This is a genomic window from Clostridium sp. (genome assembly GCF_018372875.1).
Lineage (GTDB): Bacteria > Bacillota > Clostridia > Clostridiales > Clostridiaceae > Clostridium.
On sequence record NZ_JAHAIF010000005.1, the window covers coordinates 72,830 to 86,521 of the forward strand.

A 13,692-nucleotide genomic window follows, 5' to 3' on the forward strand; every position below is an offset into this window, starting at 1 on the left:
TTTTATTCTTTAGGAAATTATATCTATTATTAAATTGTGGATAACTTCAACAATTTAGCGATATATTAGTTCTTTTCTTCCTAAAGAATAAAAAATAAAATATATGCCCCTGCAAGAGCAAGATGGATAATTAGTTAAAAAGGAGAAAAGTTTTGATATTTAGTAGTATTTTATTTATATTTAGGTTTCTACCTATTGCACTAATACTATATTATATAACTCCTCAGAAATATAAAAACTTAATTTTAACTCTATTAAGTTTAGTGTTTTATTCTTGGGGAGAAGGTAAATATTTTTTAATAATGATTGCCTCAATTATTATTGATTACACAGCTGGAAGGCTTATTTATAGATATAAAAGTGAAATTAAGAAAAAAACTATAGTTTTGTGTATTTCCTTAGTATTTAATCTTGGTCTATTATTCTTTTTTAAGTATTTTAATTTCTTTATAGACAACATAAATAATATTTTTAATTTAGCTATAAAAGGAGTAAAGATAACCTTACCTTTAGGAATAAGTTTTTATACCTTTCAAACAATGTCCTATAGTATAGATGTTTATAGGGGCAAGGTAGTTCCTGAAAAGAACATTATTAATTTTGCAGCATTTGTAACCTTATTTCCACAGCTTATAGCTGGTCCAATTGTAAAGTATACCGATATAAATAAGGAGATAAGTAGGAGAGTTATTACTAAGGATAATGTTGAAGTAGGAATTGAAAAGTTTATTTTAGGTCTTGGTAGAAAGGTTCTAATAGCAAATAATATAGGAATGCTTTGGACAGAAGTTGAAGGAATAGGCTTTGAAAATATTTCAACACCGCTAGCCTGGCTTGGGATTATATCCTTTGGCTTACAAATTTATTTTGATTTTAGCGGATATTCTTTAATGGCTATTGGATTAGGTAAAATGTTAGGATTTAATTTTCCAGAAAACTTTAATTACCCCTATATATCAAGAAGCATATCTGAATTTTGGAGAAGATGGCACATTACTTTAGGTTCATGGTTTAAGGAGTATGTTTATATACCTTTAGGTGGTAATAGAAAAGGTAAAGTTAGGGTTACTTTTAATCTATTTATTGTATGGGCTTTAACTGGGTTATGGCATGGAGCAAGTTATAATTTTTTACTTTGGGGATTATTCTTTTTCTTACTTATTAGTATTGAAAAGTTAGGGGTTATAAATTTTTTAAATAAGCATAAAGTATTTTCCCACATATACACAATATTTTTACTTTTAATTGGATGGACTTTATTTGCTATAACCGATTTTAATGGTATCTATGAATACCTTAGTAAGTTATTTTTCTATTCAAATGGAGAAGAGTGGATTTATTATCTTAGAAACTATGGAGTTTCACTAATTATTGCAATTATTTTTTCTTTACCACTAGTTTCGATGTTTTATAAAAAGATAGAAAACTTTAAATGGATAAAGACAATAATTCTAATGGGTATTTTTATAATATCTGTTGCTTATTTAGTTGATGCAACATATAATCCATTCCTTTATTTTAGATTCTAGGAGGTATTAAATATGAGAAGAAATCCTTTATTATATACTTTTTTTATTTTCCTTCTAGTAATTACTATTATAGATATATGTAAAGAGGATAAGAGATTTTCAGAGTTAGAAAATAGAAGTTTAAGAGGAAAGGTTGAGTTTTCCTTAGAAAAGTATTTTAATGGCACTTATCCTAAAAAGTATGAGGAGTATATGAGTGATCAATTTATTTTAAGAGATAACTGGATAGATTTAAAATCAAGAAGTGAGTACTTATTAGGAAAGTTAGAAAACAATAGTATTATTTATGGAAAAGATGGATATCTTTTCGAAAAGTTTACAGCGTTAGATGAAAGAAGAGTTACCATTAATATAGATTCTATTAATAAGCTCATAGAGAATAGCAAGACACCTGTAAGTGTATTAATAGCGCCAAATTCATATGAAGTATATAAAGAAAAATTGCCCTTAGGTGCTCCTGTAATTAATCAAAGGGATGAGCTAGAGAAGATGTATATAGGTATTAACGGTGGAAATAAGATTAATCTTACTGAAAAGTTTATAGAGAAAAGCGAAGAAAGTTTATATTATAAAACTGACCATCACTGGACTACAAAGGGAGCCTACTTAGCTTATAGAGATTTTATAGAAAGTATAGGTTATAAAGCTATAAATTTAGATGAGTATAATAAGAATGAGGTGGAAGGTTTTTTTGGAACTTATTTTTCAAAGGCAAAACCTTTTAATATTACCTCGGATAAGTTAACTTATTATAACTTTTCAGGGATAACAATGAAGATAGATGATAAATTATATAATTCTTTATATGATTATTCTAAGTTAGATATAAGAGATAAATATTCATTGTTTTTATATGGAAATAATCCATTGACTATAATTAATAATTCCAATTTGAAAAATGGAAAGAAATTAGTTATCTTTAAGGACTCTTATGCGAATTCTTTTATTCCATTCTTAACAGAAAATTTTGAAGAAATTCATGTTATAGATTTAAGAAGTTTCTCTGAATCTGTTAGTGAATATATAAATAATAATAGCTTTGATAATGTATTAGTATTGTATAATTTTATTAATTTTACTAGAGATACTAATATAATAAAGCTTAAGTCTTAAGGAAATCAAATAGGATTATATTTATTTAATAAGTTTAAAGTGTTAAAGCAGGATTTCATTAAATAGGTAGAAATCCTGTTTTCATATATAGAGTTAATTTGTTATAATAATGAATAATAAGATGAATAAAGAACACAGGTGATGAGATATGGCAAAACATGAATTTGGAATAATAGATAAGCTTGATAAAGAAAAAGATTATAGCAATTATGATCCTAAAGAATATAATTGTATAGAAGTAGATGATGAATTAGTAACTGAGATGTTAAAGTATCTTAAGAACTTAAGAACATATCATCATAAGTATAAAAACCCAAGTTTTGGAGTTGCATATACTGGAGTAACTTTGATACCAGATACTTCTTTAATGTTTTTACATGATATAGCATCAACACTAAATAGGTTTAAGAGGTCACAAGAGCTTACAGACTTAACTTGTCTTATTATGGAGGCGAAGATTAAGGGAAAATATATAATTCATTATGGTATATAAAACGAAATATTTAGAAATATGGGGGGATTATGAAAATAGGATTAGTACTTTCTGGTGGTGGCGGAAAAGGCGCTTATGAGTTAGGCGTTTGGAGAGCCCTAAAGGAATTAGGAATAAGTAAATACATATCTGTCTTTTCAGGTACATCTATAGGCGCATTTAATTCAGTGCTATTTGCTATGGATAATATGGAAAAAGCAGATAAGTTATGGGAAGAAGTAACAATGGATAAATTAGTTCCTCTTAGTAAGGTAGAATTAATAAAAAGAGGAATAGGGCTGTACTTAGGGGGGAAGAACCTTCAGTTAGCTAAGAGATTTCTTAGTGATAAGATAGAACATGGAGCAATAAGTAATGAAGGTGCTGTAGAGGTTATAGAAAAATATCTTGATTGTAGTGTTTTTGACAATACTAATAAGGTTTGTTTTGCAGCTTGTACAGAATTACCTAATTATAATGTTAAGTATTTTAGATTGAATGATTATGATGAGGATACAAGGAAAAAAATTGTGTTAGCATCTGCATCTCTTCCGCTTATATATGATAGTACAGAGGTTGTAGGGGAAAAGTATATTGATGGTGGTATTGCTGATAATACACCTATACAGCCAGTTTATGGTGAAAAGTGTGATGTTATAATCGTTGTTTTACTTTCAAAAGAAGCAACTATTGATAGAGATTTATATCCTCATTCTAAGTTAATTATAATAGCGCCTGAAAATCTAGATGAAAATACTATTAATGGTACTTTAAATTTAGATACTGATGCTAAAAGAGTTAGAATTAATGAAGGATATAAGGATACAATGAATAGGCTTAAGCCTGTTATGGAACTTATAAGGTTTATTAATGAAAAAGAAGAAGAAGAAGAAAATCCAATGCTGTATAAAATGTATGGAAAGCTAAAGTCTGTTTCCTTTAAAAGGAAAGAAAAATAAATAGTTATATAAAAAGTCATTATACAAAGTATAATGGCTTTTTTACATATAAACTATAAAATGGTTGAAATTAACATACAATAGTGTTAAGATTTACTTAAGCAACCACTTAATTAAAAAATGGAGGAGCAATGGAAGAGTTTATAAAGATTTTTAAGGCACTAGGGGATGAAACTAGAGTAAATATATTGCTTTTAATTTCAAATAGAGGCATGTGTGCTAAAGGTATAGCAAGACATCTTGAAATAAGTGAAGCAGCAGTATCTCAACAAATAAAAATACTTAAAGATATTGGTTTAATTCAAGGATATAAAATTGGTTATCATATTATCTATGACTTAAATGAAGAAAAAATAAATTCTTCAATTAAGTTTTTAGAATCAACAATAGATAATGAAAAAACTAGTACAACAAATATTGCAGGCTTAAAATGTCTAAATGGATGTAAGCATATAAAATGTGCTAGTAATAATAAAATTAAGGAGGAGCCTATAATGAAAGTTTGTTTTCCAGTTGAATCAAATGAAGGAGTAAAAAGTATACCATATGGTCATTTTGGTACAGCACCACTTTTTGTAATATGTGATTTAGAGACTAATACAGTTAAGTCAGTAGGTAATGGAGATTTAGGTCATGAACATGGTAAATGCCAACCAATGAAAGCGTTATCAGGTGAAGAAGTTGATGCAGTAGTAGTTGGAGGAATTGGTGCAGGAGCTATTAATAAATTAAATTCTATGGGAATAAAAGTTTTTCAAGCAATTCAAGGAGATTTAGAAAAAAATCTAGAGGCATTTAAGGAAAATAAATTAAAAGAGTTTCCTAGTACTCATGTATGTAATCATGATGGATGTTCTCACTAAAAATTAAATACTTATGTATAAAAGCCTACAGATTATTCTGTAGGCTTTTTCTAATTGTAGAATAATTTGTATTTTATAACTAATTTTAATTTTCTGAATAAATAATATAATAACTGGAAAAGGAGTACAATGGAAATAGATATGTAATTATAACTATACATAATAAGGTGGGGATTAAAATGAATTTTATAAAGGTACATAATATTAATGAGAGCAAAATATTAAAAAAAGAGATTTGGGAAGAAAAGAAAAGAGAAAAGGTTACATTATGTTCTTGCAAGGGATGTATACAAAAGGCAGATGTAATATCAAATGTAAAAATAAATGATGTGGAAGAAGGAAAAATTGTTTATAGTATTCCAGTGTGTAATGAGTGCAGTAACAAAGCAGAAAATTATTACGTAGATATAGATAGTTTGGCTATATAAGAGTTAGAACTCACAGTGATGAAAATTGCTGTGAGTTTTTTATTGACTTTAACCTAAGACTAAGGTTTAAACTTAGTTGTAAAGGGGGAAAGAACATGAGTAAAAAATATAATATAAAGGAAGTAGCGAAGTTATTTAATATAACAACCAATAAAATTAGATATTATGAGAAACAGGAATTAATTAATCCTATAAGAGATGAGGAAAATGATTATAGAATTTATAGAGAGAAAGATATTATGCAACTTCAAGCAGTGCTATTATACAGATCTATAGGACTATCAATTAAAACTATAAAGGAAATAATTAAAAGTAATGATAGTATAGATTATTTGGAGCACTTTAATAGACAATGGATTATGGTGAATGATGAGATACATAGATTAAATACTATTAGAGAATCACTTGAGAAAATAATAGATATATTATATGAAGATGAGAAAATGAACTCTGATAAAATCTTTCCTATTATTGAGAAAGGAAATAAGGTAGCATCTATTAGAGAGGGATGGAAGGATAAGTGGAACTTTAATAGTTGGGCAGATAGTTATGATGAAGATGTGAAGGTTGATAGGGGAGCTTTAAAGATTTATGAAAACTATAATAAAGTTTTGAATAAGGTGTATGAAAAATCTACTATAGCTGGAGATGGTATATCAGTGTTAGATATTGGGGTAGGAACAGGAAATTTAGCTAAAAAGTTTTTAGAAAATAACTATAGAGTAGTTGGAATAGATCAATCTAGAGAAATGTTAAGAGTAGCAAAACATAAATATCCTAATTTAAAAGTGAGATTAGGAGAATTTCTAAAGATACCTTTTAATGATAAAGTATTTGATATAATTGTATCAACTTACGCATTTCACCACTTAAATTCTGAAGAAAAATCATTAGCTGTTAAAGAGATGATAAGAGTTTTAAAAGATAATGGGAAGATAGTAATAGGAGATTTAATGTTTAAAAATAGAATTGAAGAAGAGGGAATATTAAAAGAGTTAACAGAAGCACAAGTAAATGAAATAAAAGATGAATATTATTCATATATAGATGAGCTTGAAAGTGAATTTATGAAATATAATAAAAAGCTTAACTATGAAAAGATAGATAGATTCATAAGTGTAATTGAAGTAAATTAGAAAATTAAAAAAATATTACAAATATCTAAAAAGTAAGTATTTTAATATATAATTAGGATATAATTACCATGAGATTGGAAGTGGTGATTGTGAAAAAGAAAAAGGTATTAAAATTTATTACTATACTTCTATTTTTGGGGTGCGTTATAGGATACACATCATATAAAGGTTATAAAAAATATGAAGATAATAAAAATGGAATTGGAGAAACAATTGATGCATTTAATGGGGTAGAGGTATACTATAATGGTTCAGAATATGGAAATGTTCATGGAAAACATTACAGTAAAGATGGATATTATTATGGATATGAGTGGCAGTGTGTTGAGTTTATAAAAAGATATTATTATGATTATTTAGGCCATGAGATGCCAGATGGATATGGGAATGCAAAGGATTTTTTTGATAATAGTATTCCACAAGGGCAAGTAAATGAGAAAAGAGGTCTTGTTCAATATAGGAATGGCCATAATGAGATGCCTAAGGTAAATGATATATTAATATTTAATGATACAACATATGGTCATATAGTAATTATTTCAGAAGTTGGAGATGACTACATTGAAGTAATACAGCAAAATATGGGTACTCAGACAAGAGATAAGTTTCAACTTAAGAAGGATGGAAATAATTATTATGTTGGAGGACATAGAACTCCTGTAGGATGGCTTAGAAAAGAGTAGAAATTTAATAATATGTGTAAGTAAAAGAAATATTGCTACAGCAGTATTTCTTTTTTTGTGAATTATTTAATATTTTGAGAGAATAATACTAGTATCTATTTAGTTTAGAGGAGTGATTTATTATGGATGAAAATCCAATGTTCTGTTATCAATGTGAACAAACAGCAGGGGGAAAAGGATGTACTAAAGTGGGTGTATGTGGGAAGACACCGGAAGTAGCTAACCTTCAAGATTTATTAGTTTATCAATGTAAAGGAATAAGCGCTTATGCAGTGGATTTAATTGAGAGGGGCGAAATCATAGATAAAAGTATTGTTAGTTTTGTTGAAAATTCATTATTTACTACATTAACTAACGTGAATTTTGATGCAGAAGTACACGTTGAAATGCTTAAAGAATCTCAGAAGATAAAAGAAGCTTTAAGAGAAAAAGCTTCTAACAATAAAGAATATCCTGAACAAGCTACATATAATATTAGTTCTACAAAAGAAGAAATGCTTAAAGATTCAGTAAGGGCAGGAATAATGTTTGATCAAACACTAGATGCAGATATCAGATCTTTAAGGCAGACAATTATTTATGGATTAAAAGGAATAAGTGCCTATGGACACCAAGCTAGATTCTTAGGATACTTTGATGATCAAGTTGATAACTTTTATTTTAGGGGGTTAGAGTGTACTACTAATGATAATTTAAGTGTAGAAGAAATGATTCGTATGACTATGAGAACTGGAGATATGAGTGTTGCTGTAATGAAAAAACTTGATGAAGCAAATACAAATACTTATAAAAATCCAACAGTACATAAGGTTAATGTTAAGAGAGAAAAAGGACCTTTTATTATAGTTTCAGGACATGATTTAAGGGATTTAGAGATGTTATTACAACAAACAGAAGGAAGAGGAATAAATATATATACTCATGGTGAAATGATACCATCTCATGGTTATCCAGAATTGAAAAAATATAAACACCTTGTGGGAAATTATGGTGGAGCATGGCAAGATCAACAAAAAGAATTTGATGGAATACCAGGATGTATTTTAATGACAACTAATTGTTTAATGAGACCAAGAGAAACTTATAAAGATAGAATATTTACAACAAGTGTAGTAGGATGGGATGGTGTTAAGTATATTCCTGCTGATAAGGATGGACACAAAGATTTTACTCCAATAATTGAAAAAGCCCTAGAACTTGGTGGTTTCACTGAATCAGAAGAACCACATGAAATTTTAGTAGGTTTTGGCCATAATGAAACTCTAAGTCATGCTGGAGAGATTGTTAATGCAGTAAAGGATGGAAAGATAAGACATTTCTTTCTAATTGGTGGATGCGATGGAGCAAGACCTGGAAGAAATTATTATACAGAATTTGCTCAAAAGGTTCCAGAAGACTGTGTTATATTAACTTTAGCCTGTGGTAAATATAGATTTAATAAATTGGATTTTGGTGAGGTGGCAGGTTTACCAAGGTTATTAGATGTAGGCCAATGTAATGATGCCTATTCTGCTGTTAGAATTGCAACTGCCCTTGCAGATGCTTTTGATACTGATGTAAATGGATTACCTTTATCCATTATTTTATCATGGTATGAGCAAAAAGCAGTTGCAGACCTTTTAGCTTTACTTTCTTTAGGTATAAAAGGTATTTTTTTAGGACCAACTTTACCAGCATTTTTAAGTCCTAATGTACTTCAATATTTAGTTGATACATTTAATTTACAACAAATAAGTCAACCAGATGATGATTTGAAAACTTGTTTACAACAAGGAATTGGATTATAAAATTGTAAAAAGATAAGTTGAAAGGTCAACTTATCTTTTTTACTGTCGAGGAAAGTATAAAATTTCAATTGGCTATAAATCAAAGGTATTATTACATTTTTATATTAAAAAATATAAAATAAAGGATAGTAATTTTATAATTTCCTTACCTTTAGTACGGGTGGGGTGGATATTTGTTTTGATGTGACTTGGAGCTTGCGGCGGAACAAGCAAAATAAATATCTGCTACACCTTTTTTATTTCACGTCTATTTATTTTAAAACCTATTTTTTTTTCTATTTCTTTTAGCTGATTTTCATCCTTTGGAGCAACAAACATGCATGTATATCCATCTTCACCTGCACGTCCTGTTCTACCAATACGGTGAATATAGCTTTCAGAAGTTTCAGGAGTATCGTAGTTATATATGTGAGTTACACCTGAAATATCAATACCTCTAGCAGCTACATCAGTTGCAATTAAATATTGAATATCTGCATTTCTAAAAGCCTTTATTATTCTTTCACGTTTTGGTTGAGGAACATCACTATGTATCTTCTGACAATTGTAACCTTTTTGATGAAGAGCTAATTCTAAAGCATCAGCTCTACGCTTAGTTCTGCAGAAAATAATAGCCATAAATGGGTTGTCTTCATTTAATGTAGAACAAAGGGCTTCCTGTTTCCATCTATCACTAACTTCTACAACTTCTTGTTTAATTGTATCTACTGCTATAGTTGGTGATTTTATATCTATAAATACTGGTTCCTTCATATATCTGTAGGCTAACTTTTTAACTTGGGAATCCATAGTAGCTGAGAAACAAAGTGTTTGGTTGGTTTTAGAACACGCCTTCATAATTTTTTCTATTTCATTTTTAAATCCCATAAGAAGCATTTGGTCAGCTTCATCAATTACAATAGTTTTTAATTTAGATAAATCAACAGATTTTCTTTCAATATGGTCTAAAAGTCTTCCAGGAGTAGCTATTATCATATGAATATTGTTTTTAAGCTTCTTTAGTTGGCTTCCAATATCCTTCCCTCCATATGCAGCTAAAATATTAATTTCTTCATTCACATTTAACTTCTTAGCTTCTTCAGTAATTTGTATTGCTAATTCTCTAGTAGGAGATAATATAAGCACCTGTGTAGAATTAGATTTTGGTGATAGGTTTTGGAATATTGGTATCAAGAAAGCTAGAGTCTTTCCAGTACCAGTTTTTGCTTCACCTATTAAATCTTTACCTAGTAAAATATGAGGGATGCTTTCCTCTTGTATAGGAGTTGGAGTTTTAATTCCATTTTTACTTAATTTATTAACTATATTTTCATTTATTCCTAAGCTTTTAAAAGCCACAATTAACCATCCTTTCTTGTAAAACAAATAAGAGCTTGGTATCAGTTGACAGATAACCAAGCTCTATCTTAATTGGAATACACATACCAATTGCTTAGTAATGATATCATTTAATAAGGTTATAGTCAAATGTATAAAGATTAAAAATGAGCATATGGATTGTTTGAAATATGTCGAATTGTTTGATATATTAGAATAATATAGAAACTTAACATATATTTTTTAATATTTATTTAATCGTATACATACTTTGTGCTTTGTGGAAGGAGGAGGCTATGAAAATATTAATTTTGTGTGCAACAGGAACATCAAGTAATATAGTTGTAGAATCAGTAAAAAAGGCAGTAGGGGATCTAAATATTAAAATTGCTGCAAAGGGAATAGAGGAATTTGAAGATAATGTTGAATCTTGTGATTTAATCCTATTAGGACCTCAGATTAAATATAAATTAGAAACGATACAAAAAGTTGTAGAAGATAAGAATATACCCGTTGGAATAATAGATAGCATGGATTATGGATTATGTAGAGGAGAAGAAATACTTAATAAGGCCATACAGCTTATAAGTTTATTCAAAGGAGAATAATATGACTAAGGATAATAGATATGAAGAAATATATCATTTCATATTAGAAACAACTAAATTACAAAGAGAGAATAATGAAAGAATAGGTGTAACAACAAATGAGGTGGCAGAGGGAATTGGTATAAAGAGAACTAATGCAAGTAGTGAGTTAAACAAACTTGTAAGAGATGGGTTAATAAAGAAAGAAGAAGGAAGGCCTGTAGTATATAAATGTATTGAGGATGATGAAGAAGTTGAAGTCATAAGTAGAAATGAAGTTGATGCATTTAATAAGTTTATTGGTTGCGAGGGAAGTTTAAAGAAGCCAATAAAGCAGGCAAAAGCGGCTATTAGTTATCCGCCAAGAGGACTTCACACCTTATTACTTGGTCCAACAGGTGTTGGTAAAACAATGTTTGCAGAAAAAATGTATGAGTATGCTAAAGAGAAGGGACAATTAAATGAAGATGCCCCTTTTGTTACTTTAAATTGTGCAGATTATAGTAATAATCCTCAGCTTTTACTATCACAGCTTTTTGGATATGTAAAGGGAGCCTTTACTGGAGCTAATAAAGATTATTCTGGGCTTGTTGAGTCTGCAGATAATGGAATATTATTTTTAGATGAAGTACATAGATTACCGCCAGAGGGACAAGAAACTCTATTTTATCTAATGGATAAAGGAGTCTTTTCTCCGGTAGGATCAACGGAGAGAAAGCATGTAGATGTTCTTATTATTTGTGCAACTACAGCTAGGAAAGAGGATTCATTATTAGATACATTCACAAGAAGAATTCCTATGTCTATAAAGATACCTTCATTAAAGGAGAGAAGTAAAAAAGAGCGATTTAAAATAGCTCAAGCTTTTATTGAGGAAGAGGCTAGTAGGATAAAGAAAGAAATAGTTGTTAATAATGCTGTTTTAAAAAATCTTTTAAACTATGAGTGCTTAGGGAATATAGGTCAACTGAAAAGTGATATAAAGCTAATATGTGCTAATGCTTTTTTAGATGCTATTCATTTAAATAGAGATAAGGTTGAAATTGAGGTTATACACCTTCCAGATCATATAAGAAAGTATGGTATTTATGAAAATGATTTCGAAAGTGAGATAGAAGTTATAGTAGGAAAAAATGATTTCTTAGTGTTCACTGGTGATGGAGAAGGAAAGATAGGCCATTCTAAAAATAAGATTAAGTATGAGTCTTTTTATGACAAGATAGAAAAAAGATTAAAGGATTTAAGTACGAAATATGATAATCAGGATGATATTGATACAATAATTAGGTTTGAGATTAATGGACAATTTAAAAATTATATAGAAGGTGTAAATAATAATATTGAACTTGAGAAAGTAGTTAGTAAGAAAAGTATTATGTATATGGAAACTCTATTAGCATTGGCTGAAAAGGAGCTATGCAAAAAGTTTTCTAAAAAAGTCTTTTATGGACTTTGTATGCACTTTGATTCAAGCATAAAAAGACTGGGTGAAAATAAAACTGTAGTAAATAAGAATCTTCTTAATGTGATAGAAAATCATCATAGAGAGTTTGAGTTAGTTAGAAACTTTATAAAAGGAATTGAAGGAGAGTTAGAGGTTAGGGTACCTCTTGATGAGATAGCTTTTATAGCAATGTTCTTATGTATAGATGCAATTGAGAGTGATCTTAAGAACCAATTACCTAAGGTAATAATAAGCATGCATGGAAAGAGTACAGCATCATCTATGGCGGAAACGGTGAATTCTTTATTAGGAATAGATACCGTACAAGCTTATGATATGGAGCTTGATAAAGATTCGAGAATTTGCTATGAGGAATTAAAGGAAGTAGTAAGAAAAAATAGTAATGACGCTGGAGTTCTATTATTGGTAGATATGGGATCATTAATTATGTTTGGTGATTTAATTGAAGAGGAACTTTTAGTTAAGGTAAGGGTAATAGATTGTGTGACAACAATTACAGCGTTAGAGGTTGCAAGACATGCTGAGTTTGAAAGAGATATTGATGTTATATATAATTCTATTTTAAATAAGCAAAGAATGACCTTAATGGGTAATAGGTATAAGGATGAAACTAAAACTAAAAAAGAAAATATAATTATTGCAGCTTGTACTACTGGTGAAGGAAGTGCTCAAAAGATTAAGAAATTAATAGAGGATAATATAGATATCTCAGGAACCAATACTGAAATAATTACAGCAGCAATTACAAGTCATGAAAACATAAGTAATATTATAGGTAAGCTAGGCAAGGATAAAAATATAATAGCTGTTGTAGGAAGTATTGATCCAATGTTATATGGTGTACCATTCATATCTATAACAGATTTAATTATGCTAAATAAATATGGTGAACTTGAGAAGATGATAAAAACAACTGTAGTACAGAAAAAGGTTGAAGAAAATGAGGATTTAAATTTAATAATTGAACAGGTGTTTAATAAGCTAAAAGATAAAATTAATGGATTTAATATAGATGTATTTAAAAAGGACTTTGGAGTTTTCAAAAGATGGATAGAAAGTGAATTAAGCTATCAGTTTGATAAAGATACATTAATAGCTGTAGTATTCCACTTGTTAGCAACAACAGAGAATTTAGTTTTAAAGAGAAAGTGTAAGGAGCATAAAAATAAAGAATATCTATTGATTTATTATGCAAATGAAATAAAGCAGATTAAGTATGCACTTAAGAATATAGAGGACACCTTAGAAATTGAGTTTAAATTAGATGAGCTTTGCTATATACTTACCATACTGTATAAATTATAGAGAGATTTAAAAAGTGGTGTATGAAATGAATGCTAGTGTATAATTTTA

The 13,692-nt window shown here is 28.8% G+C and carries 12 protein-coding genes; 11 read left to right on the plus strand and 1 reads right to left on the minus strand.

Features of this window, described 5'->3' with window-relative positions; translation table 11 throughout:
• The first annotated feature begins 152 nt into the window (after positions 1 to 152).
• From KIB46_RS03160 to hcp, 9 genes are all read left to right on the plus strand, one after another.
• A complete protein-coding gene (locus tag KIB46_RS03160) occupies positions 153 to 1,529 on the plus strand; it encodes an MBOAT family O-acyltransferase (RefSeq protein WP_291670836.1) in 1,377 nt (458 codons plus the stop codon).
• 12 nt (positions 1,530 to 1,541) lie between these two features.
• Positions 1,542 to 2,642, plus strand: a complete 1,101-nt coding sequence (locus KIB46_RS03165; protein WP_291670838.1) for a DHHW family protein — start codon at positions 1,542 to 1,544, stop codon at positions 2,640 to 2,642.
• Positions 2,643 to 2,790: 148 nt separating this feature from the next.
• Positions 2,791 to 3,135 (plus strand): hypothetical protein, encoded by a 345-nt coding sequence (locus KIB46_RS03170; RefSeq protein ID WP_291670840.1) that lies wholly within the window; start codon positions 2,791 to 2,793, stop codon positions 3,133 to 3,135.
• A gap of 29 nt (positions 3,136 to 3,164) precedes the next feature.
• Positions 3,165 to 4,073 carry a patatin-like phospholipase family protein gene (locus KIB46_RS03175; RefSeq protein WP_156559181.1) on the plus strand — a complete coding sequence of 303 codons (909 nt, stop codon included), beginning with the start codon at positions 3,165 to 3,167 and terminating at the stop codon, positions 4,071 to 4,073.
• 131 nt (positions 4,074 to 4,204) lie between these two features.
• Entirely contained in the window at positions 4,205 to 4,936 is a 732-nt protein-coding gene (locus tag KIB46_RS16365) for a metalloregulator ArsR/SmtB family transcription factor (RefSeq protein WP_156562438.1), read from the plus strand.
• A 179-nt stretch (positions 4,937 to 5,115) separates the two neighbouring features.
• Positions 5,116 to 5,364, plus strand: coding sequence for a hypothetical protein (locus KIB46_RS03190; RefSeq protein ID WP_156562441.1), 249 nt, complete (start codon positions 5,116 to 5,118; stop codon positions 5,362 to 5,364).
• Positions 5,365 to 5,459: 95 nt separating this feature from the next.
• Positions 5,460 to 6,500, plus strand: a complete 1,041-nt coding sequence (locus KIB46_RS03195; protein WP_291670844.1) for a methyltransferase domain-containing protein — start codon at positions 5,460 to 5,462, stop codon at positions 6,498 to 6,500.
• Positions 6,501 to 6,589: 89 nt separating this feature from the next.
• Entirely contained in the window at positions 6,590 to 7,183 is a 594-nt protein-coding gene (locus KIB46_RS03200; RefSeq protein ID WP_291670846.1) for a CHAP domain-containing protein, read from the plus strand.
• 122 nt (positions 7,184 to 7,305) lie between these two features.
• Entirely contained in the window at positions 7,306 to 8,970 is a 1,665-nt protein-coding gene (hcp, locus tag KIB46_RS03205) for a hydroxylamine reductase (protein WP_291670847.1), read from the plus strand.
• A 225-nt stretch (positions 8,971 to 9,195) separates the two neighbouring features.
• Here the strand turns inward: hcp and KIB46_RS03210 are convergent, their stop codons facing one another.
• Entirely contained in the window at positions 9,196 to 10,308 is a 1,113-nt protein-coding gene (locus KIB46_RS03210; protein ID WP_156562450.1) for a DEAD/DEAH box helicase, read from the minus strand.
• Positions 10,309 to 10,583: 275 nt separating this feature from the next.
• Here KIB46_RS03210 and KIB46_RS03215 point away from each other — a divergent pair, with 275 nt between their 5' ends.
• Together KIB46_RS03215 and KIB46_RS03220 are read left to right on the plus strand one after the other, a co-directional pair.
• A complete protein-coding gene (locus KIB46_RS03215; protein WP_291670850.1) occupies positions 10,584 to 10,895 on the plus strand; it encodes a PTS sugar transporter subunit IIB in 312 nt (103 codons plus the stop codon).
• A 1-nt stretch (position 10,896) separates the two neighbouring features.
• Positions 10,897 to 13,644 (plus strand): sigma-54-dependent transcriptional regulator, encoded by a 2,748-nt coding sequence (locus KIB46_RS03220; protein ID WP_291670852.1) that lies wholly within the window; start codon positions 10,897 to 10,899, stop codon positions 13,642 to 13,644.
• The last annotated feature ends 48 nt before the right edge of the window (positions 13,645 to 13,692 follow it).